Annotated in this window: 9 protein-coding genes and 1 pseudogene; 5 read left to right on the forward strand and 5 right to left on the reverse strand. The window is 67.6% G+C overall.

Annotation, left to right across the window (positions count from 1 at the left end; all coding sequences use genetic code 11):
• Window positions 1–30 precede the first annotated feature (30 nt).
• A complete protein-coding gene (locus KZO24_RS10535; RefSeq protein ID WP_486486143.1) occupies window positions 31–1,809 on the reverse strand; it encodes a hypothetical protein in 1,779 nt (592 codons plus the stop codon).
• Window positions 1,770–2,768, reverse strand: coding sequence for a glycoside hydrolase family 95 protein (locus KZO24_RS10540; protein WP_486487166.1), 999 nt, complete (start codon window positions 2,766–2,768; stop codon window positions 1,770–1,772). The genes KZO24_RS10535 and KZO24_RS10540 overlap by 40 nt, the downstream gene beginning before the upstream one ends.
• Window positions 2,769–3,096: 328 nt before the next feature.
• On the opposite strand from KZO24_RS10540, the gene KZO24_RS10545 reads away from it, so the two are divergent.
• From KZO24_RS10545 to KZO24_RS10560, 4 genes and pseudogenes are all read left to right on the forward strand, one after another.
• Window positions 3,097–4,668 (forward strand): aldehyde dehydrogenase (NADP(+)), encoded by a 1,572-nt coding sequence (locus KZO24_RS10545; protein ID WP_271181869.1) that lies wholly within the window; start codon window positions 3,097–3,099, stop codon window positions 4,666–4,668.
• Between the two features lie 139 nt (window positions 4,669–4,807).
• Window positions 4,808–6,591 (forward strand): annotated as a pseudogene (locus KZO24_RS10550) (IlvD/Edd family dehydratase).
• Window positions 6,592–6,685: 94 nt separating this feature from the next.
• The gene (locus KZO24_RS10555) at window positions 6,686–8,227 is read left to right on the forward strand and encodes an EAL domain-containing protein (protein WP_271181871.1); all 1,542 of its coding nucleotides are present in this window, start codon (window positions 6,686–6,688) and stop codon (window positions 8,225–8,227) included.
• Window positions 8,228–8,310: 83 nt separating this feature from the next.
• Window positions 8,311–9,747: a hypothetical protein gene (locus tag KZO24_RS10560; protein ID WP_370424539.1), complete on the forward strand. Its 1,437-nt coding sequence runs from the start codon at window positions 8,311–8,313 to the stop codon at window positions 9,745–9,747.
• 1 nt (window position 9,748) lies between these two features.
• Here KZO24_RS10560 and KZO24_RS10565 read toward each other — a convergent pair whose 3' ends face one another.
• Window positions 9,749–10,231, reverse strand: coding sequence for an Lrp/AsnC family transcriptional regulator (locus KZO24_RS10565; RefSeq protein WP_271181873.1), 483 nt, complete (start codon window positions 10,229–10,231; stop codon window positions 9,749–9,751).
• Window positions 10,232–10,315: 84 nt separating this feature from the next.
• Here KZO24_RS10565 and KZO24_RS10570 point away from each other — a divergent pair, with 84 nt between their 5' ends.
• Window positions 10,316–11,209, forward strand: a complete 894-nt coding sequence (locus KZO24_RS10570) for an EamA family transporter (RefSeq protein WP_271181874.1) — start codon at window positions 10,316–10,318, stop codon at window positions 11,207–11,209.
• Between the two features lie 11 nt (window positions 11,210–11,220).
• Here the strand turns inward: KZO24_RS10570 and KZO24_RS10575 are convergent, their stop codons facing one another.
• Window positions 11,221–14,016 (reverse strand): M14 family metallopeptidase, encoded by a 2,796-nt coding sequence (locus KZO24_RS10575; RefSeq protein WP_486486144.1) that lies wholly within the window; start codon window positions 14,014–14,016, stop codon window positions 11,221–11,223.
• Between the two features lie 98 nt (window positions 14,017–14,114).
• Entirely contained in the window at window positions 14,115–15,392 is a 1,278-nt protein-coding gene (locus KZO24_RS10580) for a M20/M25/M40 family metallo-hydrolase (protein ID WP_271181876.1), read from the reverse strand.
• Window positions 15,393–15,405 lie beyond the last annotated feature (13 nt).

Consider the following 15,405-nt stretch of genomic DNA (forward strand, 5'->3'; position numbering starts at 1 on the left):
GCGGCGCCACCATGTCCGGCATGCGGTGCATCACCGCGCGCATCCCCTTGTTCGCGGCCACCAGCGTCGCGGCACCATTGTGGCGATCGTGATCGCGGCTGTAGCCCGCGACGATCTCGACGCCCGGCCCGTCCACCAGCAGCCCGTTGGAAAGGCGACCGTCGATCTGATGGAAGATCCCCGCCGCCCGGTCCGCCGGAATCCCGACGAACAGCGGGTGCGCGCGCAGGTAGTTCCAGTTGCCCATCCAGGGCGCGCGGATGTCGCCCACGGTGCCATTGAACTCCAGCAGGCCGAGGTCCGCGAGTTGCCGCGCGACGCCTTCGGACAAGCCGTCCTCCGGCACCAGCGCCAGCAGCGGTGTGCCCAAGCGCACGGCGGCGAGCACCTGCGCCGACAGTTCGCCGAGCACCAGCTTCGGCTTCTCGCCCTTCTTCGGCTGCGCTTCGAGGCCGGTCTGTTCGCCGATCTGGCGGCGGGCGATCTCGTCCGCCTTGAGACCCGAGGCGATAACCAGATCGTACCGCTGCCCCGGCCGGAACTCCTCCAGCCGGAGGCCGGGCAACGCCTCCAGTTGCGCCCGAAGACTACGCGCGATCCCGGAGACGGCGATACGGCGCCCGGATGCCACCTGAGCGGGCAGCCCCGCCACCCACAGACTGCGCGTGAAGCTCGCGCCCGGAGCGCCGGAAAAGGACAGGTGCACCTGCCACTCCCCTCTCGCGCCAGAGCAGGCGTCGTGACTTCGCGTGCGACCAGCTGGCTGAACCGGTCCGGTGCCGTGGCCCCCACCGGATAGCGCCCCAGTTCCATCACCGCGCCTTGCGGATCGCGCAGGGACAGCGCCAGTTCGCCGCTCACGGCCTTGCCGGTATCGTTGAACAGGAACAGGGCGAGCACCGCGCTTTCCCCCGCCGCGTAGGCCAGCCTGCGCTGCTTGGCGACGGGGCGCACCGGCAGCAGGCTGGCGCGCACCAGCGCCGGATCGGCCTTGAAACCGCGCAGGTTGTCGACGATGCCGGAGTGGTTCTCGATCGCGGTGGTCTCCCACCCGCTGATCGCCGCCACGTCCACCTCGTCGCCGATGCGGATGTTCTCCATGTAGTTGGCCCAGGCATCGTAGCTCTTGGCGCCGACCGACAGGAACAGGTCCTGCGCGCTGGGGAATGCCTTGCGGAACCCCCAGCGCTCCAGGAACGCCTCGGTATTGGCGAGGATCACCGCATGGTCGGCAAGGTCGTAGGAGCGGCCGCCGCCCTTGCGGATCGTCTCGACCATGGCGGCGTGATCGTCGGCGACGGCGCAGCCTTCCATCTCACCGAACTCGACGATGAAGGGCTTGCCGGTCTGGCGGTGGATGTAGTCGTCCGGGCTCTTGTAGAAGGCGTCGTACCACTGGTCGCCCGCGCCCTGGTGGTTGTCCCACCAGCCACCCCACTCGACCTCGTCCGAGCGGTAGTAACGGTCGCTATAAGGCACGTACATCGCCTGGGAGGCGCCGCGCTGGACGAAGCCGTCGTTGAGGATCACCGTGCGGCTCGGATCGGCGCGGTGCATCGCCAGCAGCACCGCCTGGACGTCGGGGTTGGCGAGGTCCGCGCCCAATTCGTTCTGCAGCGTGTACTGCACCAGCGAGGGGTGCGAGCGGAACGCCCGCACCATCGCCACGCACTTCTCCACCTGATAGTCGCGGGCAAAGCGGTCGGCGTCGGAGAGTTCGCCGTTCTTGCCGTAGCCCGCGATGGCGAAGCGGCCGCCGCCCGGCTCCATCACGCGCAGCAGGCCCATCTCGTCCTGCCGGTCGAGCACCTCGCGCTTGCCGACGTTGCGGTGAAAGTGCAGGCAGTTGAGGCCGAGCGCCTTGGCCGCCTCGACTTCCTTGGTCGCAAGGTCAGGGCGCGGCCAGAGCCCGTTGAAACCCCAATAGCCCCACGAGATCGCCGAGTAGAGCTTGATGCGCCGCCCGTTGAAACGTCGGCGTAAGCGCGATAGCTCGTAGCCATGGCGATCAGGATCGTGACTTCATCGGCGCCGCGCACCGAGAGCACGTCGGCACCGGCAGAGACCTTGCCGCCGCTGGCGATCACCTTCACCCGGCTCTGGAACTTCAGCGCACCGGCGATGCCGAACCCCTCGTTGTTGGTGCCCGACAGCAGCAGTTCGTCGCCCGGCAGCGCCTGCACCGACCATGCCCTTTGCGGCGAGGTCATCTTCAGGTCGAGCGACACCGCGCCCCGCTTCCCGGCCTTCAGGTGGACCGCGACGACCTGATCGGCCGGAGAAGCGACCACCGTGCGCTCATGCGCCACCCCGCCGATCCGAAAGCGCGTGGTGTGACGCGCGGCATCGATGTCGAGTTCGCGGCGATAGCTTCCCGCCTCCGGCTCGCCGAGACCCGGGAAAGTGAGCCGGAGGTCGCCGAGGCCCTGATAGGACATCTGCCGCATCGGCACGCCCATGACCTTGTCCTTGGCGAGCGCCTGCGCTTCGTCGTAGCGGCCCTCGAAGATCAGCCTGCGCACTTGCGGCAGCGCATCACGCGCCTGCGGATTGGCCGGGTCGTAAGGGCCGCCGCCCCACAGCGTATCCTCGTTGAGCTGCAGCCGCTCCTCGGCCACGCCGCCGAAGACCATCGCGCCGATCCGGCCGTTGCCCAGCGGCAGAGCCTCGATCCACTCCTTCGCGGGCCGGCGGTACCACAGCAGGTCATCGCCCCTCGAAACCTGCGCGGCCGCAGCTTCGACACCCGGCGCACCAAGCAGAGACAGCGCCGCGAGGGGGAGCCACCCGCAACCAGTTCACGGCGGGAAACGGCAAAACCCTGAAGGCTCACTGGCGCATCTCCCCTGTCGGCGCGCCTTGGGCGGAGTGCTCACGCAAAATGTTAGCGCTATAATTTGCGATGTGCAAGGTGCATGTCGGAACCTCTTGACCTTCCGGTGCCGATGTTTGATAGCGCTATCAACGATAAGGGAGCAGGACGATGGGCGATCATTGCGATCCGGGCGAAATCCGATCCGCCATGCGCATTATGCGCCGCGCCCCGCTTGCGCTTTGACGGCCATCACCATTCCCATGTTCAAGAGGACACCGATCATGATTACCGGCGCCATTCTCATCGGCCGCGACGAAGCGCAGACGCAGGCGGGCTATGCCGCGATCAACCCCGCGACCGGGGCGACGCTGGAGCCTCGCTTCACCACGGCGGGTCTCGCCGAAGTGGAGCGCGCCTGCGCACTGGCCGACGCCGCTTCGATCGCCTTCGCCGAGGCCGAGCCGGAAACCCGCGCGGTGTTCCTCGAAACCATCGCTGACGAGATCGTCGGCATCGGCGAACCGCTGATCGAGCGCGCCATGGCCGAGACCGGCCTGCCCCGCGCCCGCCTCGAAGGCGAACGCGGCCGCACCACCGGCCAGCTGCGCCTGTTCGCGCAAGTGCTGCGCGAAGGCAGCTGGGCCGGCCTGACCATCGACCCCGCCCTGCCCGAACGCGCGCCGCTGCCGCGCCCGGACCTGCGCGTGCGCAAGGTCGCGCTCGGCCCGGTGGTGGTGTTCGGGGCGAGCAACTTCCCGCTCGCCTTCTCGGTCGCGGGCGGCGACACCGCTTCGGCTTTCGCGGCGGGCTGCCCGGTGATCGTCAAGGGTCACTCGGCCCATCCCGGGACCGGCGAACTGGTCGCCCGCGCGATCCAGCGCGCGGTGGCGCTGTGCCATCTGCCCGAGGGCGTGTTCTCCTACCTCCCCGCCTCGCGTGAGGCGGGCACCGCGCTCGTCGCCGACCACCGCGTCAAAGCGGTCGGCTTCACCGGATCGCGCCCCGGCGGCATGGCGCTGATGCGCACCGCCGCCGCCCGGCCCGAGCCGATCCCGGTCTATGCCGAGATGAGCTCGATCAACCCCGTCGTGCTGTTCCCCGCCGCCCTTGCCGCGCGGGCAGAGGCGCTGGGCGCGGCCTTCGTCGGCTCGCTGACGATGGGCGCCGGCCAGTTCTGCACCAACCCGGGCCTTGTCATCGCCATCGACGGACCGGACCTCGATACCTTCCTCGCCTCGGCCTCGGCGGCGATGGGCGGCAGTGTGGCGCAGGACATGCTGACGCCGGGCATCCACTCGGCCTATGTCGAGGGCGTAAGCGCGCTGGCGGGCCACGGCGCCGTCACCACCCTCGCCCGCGGCGTGGAGCCGACCGGGCCGTACCAGGCGCAGGGCGCGCTGTTCCGTACCACGGCGGCCGATTTCCTTGCCGATCCGGCGCTGGGCGCGGAAGTCTTCGGCTCCTCCTCGCTCGTCATTACCGTGTCCGACATGGCCGAGGCGCTCAAGGTCATCGCCGCGCTGGAAGGCCAGCTGACCGCTACCCTGATCCTCGACGCCGAGGACGAGCCGGAGGTCGCCAAGCTGCTGCCGGTGCTGGAGCGCAAGGTCGGCCGCATCCTCGTCAACGGCTGGCCGACGGGCGTGGAAGTCTGCCACGCAATGGTCCACGGCGGGCCGTTCCCCTCGACTTCGGACGGGCGCACCACTTCGGTCGGAGCCTCGGCGATCGAGCGGTTCCTGCGCCCGGTCTGCTACCAGAACATGCCCTCCGCGCTGCTCCCCGAGGGCCTGCGCGACGGCAACCCGTGGAACGCCCCGCGCCGCATCGACGGCGTGCTGAAGCTGGGTTGAGCCTGCCCCCGCTTCGTCATTGCGAGGCCCGCAGAGCCGCGGCAATCCAGCGCGGTGGACACCGCCCTGGATTGCTTCGCTCCGCTCGCAATGACGAAAGTGGATACGAAATGACGACCTTCTTACAAGGCACAGGACGATGACTGACGCCCCCACTCCTCGCCGCTTCCGCTCGCAGGACTGGTTCGCCGATCCCGCGCGCTCGGACATGGTCGCGCTCTATCTGGAGCGCTTCATGAACTACGGCATCACGCCGGCGGAATTGCGCTCGGGGCGGCCGATCATCGGCATCGCCCAATCGGGCAGCGACCTGTCGCCCTGCAACCGGATTCACCTCGACCTCGCCAAGCGGGTGCGCGACGGCATCCGGGACGCAGGGGGATCGCGATGGAGTTCCCGGTCCATCCGATCTTCGAGAACTGCCGTCGCCCGACCGCCGCGCTCGATCGCAATCTTGCCTACATGGGGCTGGTCGAGATACTCTACGGCTATCCGATCGATGCCGTCGTGCTGACCACCGGCTGCGACAAGACCACGCCCTCGCAGGTCATGGCCGCATCCACCGTGGACATCCCCGCGATCGTCCTGTCGGGCGGGCCGATGCTCGACGGCTGGCATGAGGGCGACCTAGTCGGCTCGGGCACCGTGATCTGGCGCAGCCGCCGCAAGCTGGCGGCCGGAGAGATCGACGAGGAGGAATTCCTCCAGCGTGCCTGCGACAGCGCCCCCTCGGCCGGGCATTGCAACACCATGGGCACCGCATCGACCATGAACGCGGTGGCCGAGACGCTCGGCCTCTCGCTACCGGGCTGCGCCGCGATCCCGGCGCCCTATCGCGAGCGCGGGCAGTATGCCTACGAGACCGGCCGCCGCATCGTCGAGATGGCGCACGAAGACTTGCGCCCCTCGAAGATCCTGACGCGCGACAGCTTCCTCAACGCCATCCGCGTCGTCAGCGCGATCGGCGGGTCGAGCAACGCGCAGCCGCACATCATGGCGATGGCGCGCCATGCTGGCGTCGAACTCACCGCCTCGGACTGGACCGAGCACGGCTACGGCCTGCCGCTGATCCTCGACATGCAGCCGGCCGGGCGGTTCCTGGGCGAACGTTTCCACCGCGCGGGCGGCGTGCCCTCGATCATGTGGGAACTGCAGCAGGCGGGCGTGCTGGCACAGGACTGCCTCACCGTCACCGGCGAGACGCTGGCCGCCAACCTCAAGGGCCGCGAAACCCGCGACCGCGAGGTCATCCGTCCCTTCGCCGAGCCGCTGCGCGAGAAGGCGGGCTTCCTCGTCCTGTCGGGCAACCTGTTCGACTTCGGCATCATGAAGACCTCGGTGATCTCCGAGGAGTTCCAGAGCCGCTACCTCTCCCGCCCCGGCTCCGAAGGCGTGTTCGAGGGCCGCGCCGTGCTGTTCGAAGGCGGCGACGACTACCACCACCGCATCAACGATCCCGCGCTGGAGATCGACGCCGACTGCATCCTCGTCATGCGCGGCGCCGGGCCGATGGGCTGGCCGGGCTCCGCCGAAGTGGTGAACATGCAGCCGCCCGATGCGCTCATCAGGGCGGGCGTGCAGTGGCTGCCGACGCTCGGCGACGGGCGCCAGTCGGGCACGTCCGACAGCCCCTCGATCCTCAACTGCTCGCCCGAAAGCGCGGCGGGCGGCGGCCTCTCGTGGCTGCGCACCGGCGACACCATCCGCATCGATATCCGCACAGGCACCTGCAACGCACTGGTGGACCCGGCCGAGATCGCCCGCCGAAAGGCCGAAGACACCCCGCCGCCCGTGCCGCAGAGCCATACCCCGTGGGAAGAACTCTTCCGCGAGAAGACCGGACAGATGGCCGAAGGCGCCGTGATGGAAATGGCTGTCAAGTATCGGGGCATCGCAGCGAAGACACCGCGCCACAATCATTGAAATCCCGGTAATTCCGGGTAGAACTACGTAGTTTTTGTGACATAGTGTGCCCATGCAACGGCATCGGATCGTCTTAATCGCCGGCATTCTTGCCGTGTTCGCGAAGATCCTGCCGCTTGCAGCCGCCGTGATTTATGCCCGGCACCGCGCCGTGGAAGCCGAGCGCGCGCATCTCGTCGAATACAGCGACTGGACGCTCCGGCGCGCCGAACGCAATTTCGACCGGATACGCGACGTGTTCCGGGAACTGCAGACGACACGCTGGCAGCCTTGCAATGAGGCGCACATTGCCCGGATGCGCCAACTCGCGGTGGACAACCAGTCGATCGAAGAAGTCGGCTACTTCGCGGGCGGCAAGCTCGCCTGCACGAGTTGGGGCGTGGTCCGGCAGAACGTCGGGCGCGGCACGCCGGATACCTGGGTCGAAGGCGGCTACGGGCTGTACCTGAACGTTCGACCCAAAGTCAGCCGTGGCGGCGTGGTGATCGCGGTGGATCATGGCGACTACAACACGCTGGTCAATCACGAACGCTTCGTCGATGTCCTGACCGACACGCCGATGACCATCGGCATCGCCACGCTGGACGGCCGCGTGGTTGCCTTCAACGGCGACGCACCATCCGATGCCGTTGCCAAAGCCGCGGCGGGCGACGGCTTCGCGCGTATCGGCACGCGCGTCTTCGCCTCCGTCCATGACGGGCATTTCCGCGCCTTCGCGATCACCGACAGGGCCTATATCCAGCAGCGCATGGAGCGCGAACTGTGGGCTGTCGTGCCACTGGCCCTGCTGACCTCGGCGCTGCTGATCGCGCTGATCGTGTGGACGTCCCGCCGCCGCCTGACACCCGAGCGCGAACTGGAGGCCGCCATCCGCCGCCGCGAACTGCATGTGCTCTATCAGCCGATCATGGAGATCACGACCGGCCTGTGCGTCGGCGCCGAGGCGCTGCTGCGCTGGCAGCGCAGCGACGGCACCAGCGTTTCGCCCGAGGTCTTCATCCCGCTCGCCGAGCAGCACCGCCTGATCGAGCCGCTGACCGACATGATGATCGGCTGCGTCGTCGCCGATCTTGCCGACATGCTGCGGCGCGAGCGCAGCGTCCACGTCGCCATCAACATCTCCGCCGCCGACATGCAGAGCGGGCGCTTCCTCCCCATCCTGACCAGCGCGCTGGCCGAAGCCGGGGTCGCGCCCCGGCAGATATGGCTGGAGGCGACCGAGCGCGGCTTCATGGATGCCGCCGCCGCGCGCGAAACGCTGGAGAAGGCGCGCGCGCAGGGTCACATGGTGGCGATCGACGACTTCGGCACCGGCTATTCCAGCCTCGCGCAGCTTGCCGCGCTGCCGCTGGACGCACTCAAGATCGACAAGTCCTTCGTCGATGCCATCGGCCGGGAAGCGGCGACCAGTGTGGTGGTCCCGCACGTGATCGAAATCGCCCACGGCCTCAACCTGCTAATCGTCGCCGAAGGGGTCGAAACCCGCGAGCAGGAAGCCTACCTGCGCGCCGCCGGGGTCGGCTTCGCACAGGGCTGGCTCTATGCGAAAGCGCTTCCGGCCACCGAGTTTCTTGCCTTCCGGGCAGCCGCCAACGGCCAAAGGGTGTCGCCGTTCCTGACCTCGCTCGCCGGATAAGGCGCGCGATCATGAGGCGCGTTCACTTCTTGCTTTCCTTTTGCGCTAGGCGCCTCGTACCGACACGCCGCGCGGAGATACCAGTGCCCCCTCTTACCCGTCCCAAATCCATGCTCGCTCTGGCCATGCCCCTGCTGCTGGACGTGACGGTCCCCGTCTCCCGCCTGCCGGTCTTCGTCGCCGCAGCCGCCGTGCCGCTGGCCGCCAGGACCGCCGCCGCGACCGAACCTGCCGCTCCGGAAGAGCGCGACCGGCTCTACCCCTTCTACCTGCCGATGAGCGGACTGCGCGCGCCTGCCGTCACGTATCGCGTGAAGTGCGATGCCTCGCGCGCGGCGGGACGCGAAGTCTATCAGGGCCACAGTCCCGACGGACCGGTCGAGGGCGGTTACGAACTGATCTACGAAGCGCAGGATGCGCGAGGCAACCCATGCGTCTACCCCTTCGCACCATCGCTGCCTCAGATCGGCGAGCGGGTCCAGGGCACCCAGTATATCCTGCGCAGCGCGATCCCCGGCAGGCGCGTGGCCTTCCGCACCGGCGACGAATGGGCGACAGTGGACCTGCGCCTGTTCAACATCGCCGCCCAGCGCGTCCATTTCGAGATGCGCGACGTCGAACTGGACTTCCCCGGCGCGATCCAGGCCAAGGGGGCGCTCCATCTGGAAGTCACCGGCACGCAGGCGCCCGGCCTGTTCACCGCCGTCCTGCGCCGCGCGAAGATCTACGGCGGCAAGAACGCGCTGTTCGTGCCCAACGGCCAGACCATGCTCTACATCGAGGACAGCGACATTGCCGGCAATGTCGGCACCAATACCGACCAGGAGCACACCACCTACATCAACGGCACCCTCGTTTCGCATTTCCGGGACACGAGGTTCCACGGCCAGCGCGCGTGGGAGAACACTGCAAGCGGCCATCAGCTGAAGGACAAGGCGTACTTGCGCGTCTACGAGAACGTCACCGTCTCCAACGTGCCGCAGGGGCCACCGACGAACTGGCCGCCATCGGCGATGCCGCTGATCGACGCGTCCGCCTTCGGCTTCACCTGGTCCGACGGCCTTCGCATCGAGCGCGTCGCGCCTCTGCAGTCTTCGCGCGATGCCCTCGTCGACCTGCGCACCGACATCCGCTACGGCGAGCCGGGCAATTATCCCTGGCCGGTGCTCGGCTCTCCCGCATGGCGGATGCCGCCCTCGCCGCTCGATGCGCTGGATCAGGTCTATCTCTCGGTCTTCCTCAATACCTCGGTGAAGAGCTTCCGCACCGAGCCCTATGTCTTCGCGCTCAGGCCCACCGGCACCACGCCCGGCACCGACGGCTATCATGTCGAGGGCAGCGAGGCGCCCCGCGCGCAGCAGCGCTACGTCTCGCTGGCCTTCGGCACCGGCGGCAACCTGCAGCGGGTCTATTCGCCCGAGGGCTGGACCTATTCGGACCCCGATCTCCCCGCCGGGTCGGAATGGGTTCTGGACCGCAGCAAGTTCATCCGCCACGCCCTCGGCCTGATCGGACGGTAGCTCAAAGCGGCAGGCTCGCCCGCAGCGGATCGAAGTGGACGATCTCGCGCAGGCTCACCAGCGTCTCGAAATCCTGCACGTTCTCGTCGGAGGCGAGCACGTCGTCGGAAAAGCGCTGGTACGCCTCGATCGAGGGTACGCTGACCATCAGCAGAAAATCGGTGCGACCAGTGACGTTCCACGCCCCGATCACTTCCGGGCAGCGGGCAAGCCGCGCCGCGAAGGCCTGCTCCATGCGCAGACCCGAGCGGACGAGTTCGACGAGCACGTGGATCGTGATCGCCGGAGCCAGTCGCGCCGGATCGATCAGCGCAACGTCGGCGACGATTACCCCGCCTGCCCGCAGCCTTCGCAACCGGCGCAATACCGCACTCTCGGACAGGCCGACCTGCGCCGCGATTGAGCGCGCGGGCTCAAGATTGTTGCGACGCACGATCTCGATGATTCGCCGGTCGAACTGATCGATGTCGACTGTTTCCGCCATACGACGCCTTATGGATGACTTTTTTCATCACCTTATGCCGAAATTCGCCAACCTTCGCCAGAGTGCGGAGGATATATCGAGCCCATGAGCACCCTGTCCGCCCCCGCCGCTTCGTCGCTGCTGCGCGCCGCGCCATATGCGGCGCTCATCTGCTCGATGACCGCCTTCTGCGTCGGTACATCCTACGGCAAGCAGCTATTCCCGATAGTCGGTGCGACTGGTGCAATCGCCTATCGCGTCGGCTTTTCCGCGCTGCTGCTCCTGCTGATCTTCCGCCCGTGGCGCGCACCACTGACCCGCGCGGACCTCTTCGCCACGATGCGTTACGGCGCGGTGCTGGGGCTGATGAACCTCAGCTTCTACCTTGCCATCCGCACGATCCCGCTCGGCCTGGCCATCGCCATCGAGTTCCTTGGCCCGCTGACGGTCTCGCTGCTCTATTCGCGCCGTCCGGGCCAGTTCGCGATGGTTGCCATGGCGGCGGCGGGGCTGGTGCTGCTGCTTCCGCTCCATGCATCACCGCATGCGCTGGACCCGGTCGGCGTCGGTTTTGCGCTGATGGCGGGGCTGTGCTGGGGTCTCTACATCGTGTTCGGCAAGAAGACGACGCACCTTCCCGGCGGACAGGCCGTGGCGCTGGGCATGGCCACCGGCGCGCTGGTGGTGGTGCCCATCGGCATCGTCGAGGCGGGAACGACCCTGCTGAACCCGTCACTGATGCTCGTCGGGCTTGCCATGGCGGTGCTGTCGAGCGCCCTGCCCTATTCGCTGGAGATGATCGCGCTCAAGCAAATCCCGGCCAACCGCTTCGGCGTGCTGATGAGCCTCGAGCCCGCTGCCGGAGCTCTCGCCGGCGTCGTCTTGCTGGGAGAGCATCTGGTGCCGGTGCAATGGCTGGCGGTGGCGCTGGTGGTCGCGGCCTCGGTCGGATCGGTCCTGCTGGGGGACGCCCAAGCCGATCTGCCACCAGCGCAATAAGGCCCGCGGCCTCAGTCCGCCGGGGCCGCGGGCTTCGCGTCGCTGCCGGAAAGCAGCACGCCGTTGAACAGGAACTTGAAGGTCGCGAAAGGCTGTCCGCGCTGGGTCACTTCCGGCCCCATCAGGAACACGCGGCCCTTGCCGAGCCCGCCCTCGACGATGCCCACGCCGCCGTTCAGCAGCTTCTGCCCCCAGCCCCAGCCGGAGACGAGCGGGTCCTCCTTGTCGAACCAGCTGACCTTGCGCACCGATGGCCCGTCGGCGCGGAAGACCGGGTTGTTGTTGTAGAACAGGTTGACCGTGGGTGCGACGCCGAAGGCCAGGGGATCGCTGCTGTCGACTTGCGCGCTCAGGATCGATCCGGGGACGTAGAAACTGTTGGAGGAAACCCGCTTCACGGTGCCGTCCGGCCCCTTGGGCGCGAGCAGGTTGGTGACCGGCAGGCCCAGCGCCTCGCCGATGCGGGTGGAGTTGCCCACGGCGACGACCGTGCCGCCCGCCTTGGCGAAGGCGGCGACTTGCGGGAAGGTCGTCTCGGGCGTGATCTTGCCGAGCATCTTGCGGTAGGCGACCGGAATGTCGGCGGCAGCGGGCTGCGGGCGGGACATGCCCTCCTCCCGGCCGAGCACGTCGCTCTGGAAGACGAGGACGTCGTACTTGGCCTTGAGCCCGCCCTTGTCGAGCGCCTGCGGGTAGACCAGCTCGTAGGGGAACTCGTACTGCTCGAAGATCCAGCGCGTCCAGCCCGAGGCCATCGAGCCGCCGTAGACATCGACGAGGCCGATCTTCACCGGCTTGACCGCGACCGTCTCGCCCGCAGGCTTCGCCGCGACGGCATGGGCATCGAGGCCGAGCGGCGCGACGGCGGCATCGACGATCGCCTTCGCCTTGGCCGAGGCGGGTATCCACACTGCGCCGGGGGCGAGCGCCTTGCCGTCCACGGTCAGGCCCTGCTTCATCCAGAACACCGGCAGTCCGGCCTTCAGCAAGCGGTTGGTCAGCGTGTAGCTGTTGTTGACGCCGTGATCGACGATCCAGCCTGCCCCGCCCGAACCCAGCACGCGGCCCGGCGGCGGCGCGGCGATCTCGTCGGCGACCAGCGGGAACGCGGGAGGCGGCGCGTCGAGCACGCGGTCGAAGGCGACGTTCATCTGCAGCGCCAGCGTGTAGCCGGTGACGTCGTAGGGCTTGATCGGCGGCCCGCCCTCATAGGCGAAGTCCTGCGGGTGATCCTGCGGCTCGAACATGTCGAGCACGTGGGGGCGGAACGCCTGGTCGCTGCGCACGACGTAGCTGCCCGCCGGGTAGCTTTTGCCCTCGAAAGTGAAGGCCGACGGCGCCTGCTGCACCTCGATCCCGGTCTTGATGAGGGCGTTGAGGAAGCGCACCGTCGTCGGCATGTCCTGCTGGCGGCCGGCCGGGATGATGTAGGCACGCGGCGCGCGCTTCTCGGGCGCGTTGAGCACGGTCTTGTAGAGGCTGGCGGGCAGGATCTTCTCGTTGCCCCATCCGAACGTGCCTGCGGTTTCCTCCGGCCCCGGCTTGGGCATGGTCTTCGCCGCGTCCTTCGCCGCCTCGATCCGCTTGGGCGTCACCACCCAGCTGTCGGTGCTGCCCTTGGCGATCTGGTTGCGGCCCATGACATAGCGGTTGTACTGGATCGTCTCGCGGTAGCGCGAGGCGTAGTCGAGGATCGCCCGGTCCATCTCCTTCACGTAGTCGAGCGACTGCTGGAAGTGCCATTCCTGCGGCGCGATCGGCAGTACCTCGTCCTGCCGGGGGAGCTGGTTTTCCGGCACGAACGGGATCTTGAGCGGGGTGGGATTGCCGATGATCTCGGTCAGAATGCCGATCTGGTTGTGGAAGTACCCGATCGTGCGGATGCCGCCGTTGAACCACGTCGAATAAGGCGCAGCCGAGCGCATCGCCGAGCCGCCCATGCCCTTCGCCACCAGCCGCGCATGCATCATCTGGCCGACCACGTCGGTCTGATTGATGACCAGAGGCTCGTTGTTGAAGTTGTAGGGGTCGCGGAAGGGCGGAATGAACACCACCGCGCCCAGCGGCCCTGTCTGGTGCTGGTTGTAGAGGATCTGCGGGAACCACTCGCGGTATCCGGCGCGGTTCATGTTGGTCGTCTCGGGCTGGGTCGAGGCGAAGCTGTCGCGGTTGTTATCGTGGCCGATGTACTTCTGGTAGAGCACCGGGATCGAGTCCGTCGTCAGCTTGTGCGGATCGGCCATGTACCAGTTGGCGACGAGTTCCAGCCCGTCCGGATTGGCGAAGACGAACAGCATGATGTCGTCACCCAGCAGGCGCAGGGTCTCGGGATCATTGCGCGTCAGCATCTCATGGATGATCTGGACGTGGCTCTGCGCGTTGACGATCTCGCTGGCGTGGAGCCCGGCGTCCATCCACACCATCGCCTTGCCCTCGGCGGCGAGCGCCTTGGCGGCATCGTCGTCGAGGCCCTTGGCCAGCGCCAGTTGCTGCGAAATCCGGCGGTATTTCTCCAGATTGCGGATGTTATCGGGCGAGGAGACGATCGCCATGTACTGCTCGCGCCCCTCGGCGGTCTTGCCGATGGAGACGACCTTGATGCGGTCGCTCTCCTTGGCGACCTGCATCAGCCACGCGGAAATCTTCGTGTAGTCGGCGAGGAAGTAGTCGGCGCCGACCTTGCCGCCGACGATCTTCTCGGGCGCGGTGATCGCAGCGCTGGTCGCGAGCGCGTCCTGGGCCAGAACCGGCATGCTGAGCGGGAACGAAAGACACGTGGCGGCAAGCAGAAGATTGCGACGGGACATGGCGTTACTCCTTCGCGGCGCGGAACGGACGGGCGGGGGATGAGAGACGGTAAAAAGCCGGGGCGGACCGCTGGAGAGGCCCGCCCCGTCAGGATGGGTCAGCGTGCTTCGGCGAGGGTCAGGACCGTTGCCAGGCCGACCGCCATGTTCTTGAGGTCCTCGGGCGGGTTCATCTTCATACCCTCTTCCAGCGAGTGCGCGCGGAAAGTGTCGAACCCGGAGCCTAGGGTGACGGCCTCGACGCCCATGCTCATCGGGATGTTGCTGTCGGTGGACCCGGCGCCGTACTTCGGCTCCACGCCCGATCCCTTGGCGACGGCGGTGGCGACCCTGACGATGCGCGCATCGAGCGGGGTGGTGCCGACCGGACGGTCGCCGATCAGCTTGGCGTCGTAGGAGATCTTGCCCTTGGCGGTCGAGCGCGCGGCGTTCTCCGCATCCACCGCAGGCTGCAGCAGGGCGAGGAACTGCTTCTCTTCCGCGTCCAGTTCCGGCTTGCCGTTGGAACGCATGTCGATGGTCATCGCGGTGGAGAACGGGATCGAGTTCACCGAAGTACCGCCCTCCAGGATGCCGACGTTGTAGACCGTCTTGGGCGTTACGGGCGCCTTGATCTTGCCGAACTCGACCATGGCATTGGCCATGGCGAAGGCGGGGCTGACGATGCCGAAGTCACCCATCGAGTGACCGCCGGGGCCGTTGAACGTCACCTTGTAGCGGCGCGATCCGGTGCCGGCATTGGTCACGCGGCCCGACTCGCCCGGCTCGAACGAGATGAAGTACTTGATCGCGTCCTTGTACTTGCCCTTCTGGAACAGGTAGCGCGAACCGCGCAGGTCGCCGGGGCCTTCCTCGCCAACATTGCCCATGAACAGGATGTCGGCCTTGGTGGTGTAGCCCGCCCGGTTCATCGCGCGGATGAAGGCGAGCAGCACCGGCAGGCTGGAGGTATCGTCGCCGATACCCGGCGCGTAGAGCCCATTGCCCTCGCGCCGCACCTTCACGTTGGTGCCGCCGGGAAACACCGTGTCGAGGTGCGCGGTGACGACGATCAGGGGACCGCCTCCGGTGCCCTTGCGTAGCCCCATGACGTTGCCGACTTCGTCACGCTCGACGTCGGTGAGCCCTTCGGCCTTGAGCATCGCCATGTAGGCGGCGCCGCGGGCGTCTTCCTTGAACGGCGGGGCCTCGATCTCGGTCAGGGTGATGATGTCCTGGATGATCTTGTCGTAATCGCCCTTGAGCGACGCCTTGGCCTTGGCGAACTTCGCCCCGCCCAGCAGCGTGGCGGCGGCCTTGTCTTCGGCGGTAGCGGCCTGCGCGCCCGGAGCGGCCAGCGCCATCGCGGCGGTTGCGGCCAGCAGTGTGATACGCATCGTCAAATCCCCT

This window comes from Novosphingobium sp. NFX11, assembly GCF_057376415.1.

Bases quoted from the DNA above. Each gene is read 5' to 3' on its own strand.
- KZO24_RS10565 (WP_271181873.1), bottom strand. From the start codon at position 10,231: ATGGCGGAAACAGTCGACATCGATCAGTTCGACCGGCGAATCATCGAG.
- KZO24_RS10545 (WP_271181869.1), top strand. From the start codon at position 3,097: ATGATTACCGGCGCCATTCTCATCGGCCGCGACGAAGCGCAGACGCAG.
- KZO24_RS10575 (WP_486486144.1), bottom strand. From the start codon at position 14,016: ATGTCCCGTCGCAATCTTCTGCTTGCCGCCACGTGTCTTTCGTTCCCG.
- KZO24_RS10580 (WP_271181876.1), bottom strand. From the start codon at position 15,392: ATGCGTATCACACTGCTGGCCGCAACCGCCGCGATGGCGCTGGCCGCT.
- KZO24_RS10570 (WP_271181874.1), top strand. From the start codon at position 10,316: ATGAGCACCCTGTCCGCCCCCGCCGCTTCGTCGCTGCTGCGCGCCGCG.